Consider the following 2255-nt stretch of genomic DNA (forward strand, 5'->3'; position numbering starts at 1 on the left):
CCGCATGACCGATGCCGCCGCCCTCCCCGGCCAGCCGCGCGGCGGAGTCCTCAGCGGCCCCGCCACCACCCGCGCGGTCAACGTCCTCGCGCCCAACCCCTCGGCGATGACCCTGGACGGCACGAACACCTGGATCGTCTCCGAGCCCGACTCCCCGTTGGCGGTGGTCGTCGACCCGGGACCGCTGGACGACGGCCACCTGAGCCACGTCATCGAGACGGCCGAGAAGCTGGGCAAGCGCGTGGCCCTGACCCTGCTCACCCACGGCCACCCCGACCACGCCGAAGGCGCCGCCCGCTTCGCCGAGCTGACCCGCACCCCCGTGCGGGCCCTGGACCCCGCTCTGCGCCTCGGCGACGAGGGCCTGGCGGCCGGTGACGTCGTCACCACGGGAGGCCTGGAGATGCGCGTCGTGGCGACCCCGGGCCACACGGCGGACTCGCTCTGCTTCCACCTCCCCGCGGACCGCGCGGTCCTCACGGGCGACACCGTCCTCGGCCGCGGCACGACGGTCGTGGCGCACCCCGACGGCCGCCTCGGCGACTACCTGGACTCTCTGCGGCGGCTGCGCTCCCTGACGGTCGACGACGGCGTCCACACGGTCCTGCCGGGCCACGGGCCGGTCCTGGAGGATGCACAGGGGGCCGTCGAGTTCTACCTGGCGCACCGCGCCAAGCGCCTGGCCCAGGTCGAGACGGCCGTGGAGAACGGCCATGTGGAGGCCTCCGACGTCGTCGCGCACGTGTACGCCGACGTGGACCGCTCCCTGTGGCCCGCGGCGGAGCTCTCGGTCAGGGCGCAGCTGGACTACTTGCGGGAGCACGGGCTGATCTGACGGGCCCGAAGACCCCGACGGGCTCGACGGGCTCGACGGGCCCGGAGAGCGCGAATGGGTCCCGCCTCCAAGGAGACGGGACCCATCGACGTACGAACGACGTACGAACCACTACGGATGCGTACGACCAGGGCGTCAGCGCGACCGCTTGGCCAGCCGCTCCACGTCCAGCAGGATCACGGCGCGGGCCTCGAGCCGCAGCCAGCCGCGCCCGGCGAAGTCCGCGAGCGCCTTGTTGACCGTCTCGCGGGAGGCGCCGACCAGCTGGGCCAGCTCTTCCTGCGTGAGGTCGTGCACGACGTGAATGCCCTCCTCGGACTGCACGCCGAAGCGGCGCGACAGGTCGAGGAGCGCGCGGGCCACACGGCCGGGCACGTCGGAGAAGACCAGGTCGGACATCTGGTCGTTGGTCTTGCGCAGGCGCCGGGCGACGGCGCGCAGCAGCGCGGACGCCACCTCGGGGCGGGCGTTCAGCCAGGGCTGGAGGTCGCCGTGGCCCAGGCCGAGGAGCTTCACCTCGGTGAGGGCGGAGGCGGTCGCCGTCCGCGGGCCCGGGTCGAAGAGCGAAAGCTCGCCGATGAGCTCGCCGGGGCCGAGCACCGCGAGCATGTTCTCGCGTCCGTCGGGCGAGGTGCGGTGCAGCTTCACCTTGCCTTCGGTGACCACGTAGAGGCGGTCGCCCGGGTCTCCCTCATGGAAGAGGGCGTCTCCGCGCGCGAGCGTCACCTCACTCATGGAGCCGCGAAGCTCCGCGGCCTGCTCGTCATCGAGCGCCGCGAAGAGCGGGGCGCGCCGCAGAACGTCGTCCACGAGTTCTCTCCTTGTCGACCTGCTCAGGGGATCTTGATTCCCCCGCATATCAGGGGTCCGTGTTCCCCATTTTGCCGGACGGTCCAAACAGTGTGATCAGTCACAAGTCTGCCGCACCGGCGTCGCAAGCTGTGCGGGAGGGGGCCAATTGGGGGCCGATCCATGGGGTCAAGGACGAATGTCAGTGCCGGGCTCTAGGCTGGCCGGGTGTCCAAAAAGCCGGTGAGAGCGCAGGCCGAGGGGGCTGAGAAGGTGGCCGCACCCCGCGATTCCGCTGTGGGCGAACATGCGTCCGACGCCCCTGACAAAGCGACAAATCGGACAGCTTCCCTGATGTCTCCGGCGATGAGGTCGGCCCTGTGAACGCGAAGAAGACGACGCGCGCGGCGACGCCCGCGGCGAAGACGACGACGGCGACGGCGACGACGCCCACGAAGAAGACCGCGGCGGCGAAGACCGCGGCGAAGAAGGCACCCGCCAAGAAGACCCCTGCTCCGGCCAAGAAGGCGGCGGCAATCAAGAAGGCGGCGGCAACCAAGAAGGCAGCCGCGACCAAGAAGGTGGCCGCAGCGAAGAAGCTCCCCGCCACCGCCCCCCAGGAGTCCCGCAC

The 2255-nt window shown here is 71.4% G+C and carries 3 protein-coding genes; 2 read left to right on the forward strand and 1 reads right to left on the reverse strand.

Annotated elements, in window-relative coordinates:
* The first annotated feature begins 4 nt into the window (after window positions 1-4).
* Window positions 5-835 carry an MBL fold metallo-hydrolase gene (locus AOK03_RS39825; protein ID WP_055570195.1) on the forward strand — a complete coding sequence of 277 codons (831 nt, stop codon included), beginning with the start codon at window positions 5-7 and terminating at the stop codon, window positions 833-835.
* 135 nt (window positions 836-970) lie between these two features.
* Here AOK03_RS39825 and AOK03_RS39830 read toward each other — a convergent pair whose 3' ends face one another.
* Entirely contained in the window at window positions 971-1645 is a 675-nt protein-coding gene (locus AOK03_RS39830; protein ID WP_055553109.1) for a Crp/Fnr family transcriptional regulator, read from the reverse strand.
* A 359-nt stretch (window positions 1646-2004) separates the two neighbouring features.
* On the opposite strand from AOK03_RS39830, the gene AOK03_RS39835 reads away from it, so the two are divergent.
* The coding region (locus AOK03_RS39835; protein WP_208609723.1) for a hypothetical protein at window positions 2005-2255 on the forward strand (251 nt) is incomplete at its 3' end.

Source organism: Streptomyces atriruber, assembly GCF_001418325.1.
Taxonomy (GTDB): domain Bacteria; phylum Actinomycetota; class Actinomycetes; order Streptomycetales; family Streptomycetaceae; genus Streptomyces; species Streptomyces atriruber.

What these genes read in the sequence shown, in the direction of transcription:
- AOK03_RS39825 (WP_055570195.1), top strand. Translation starts at nt 5, where the DNA reads ATGACCGATGCCGCCGCCCTCCCCGGCCAGCCGCGCGGCGGAGTCCTC.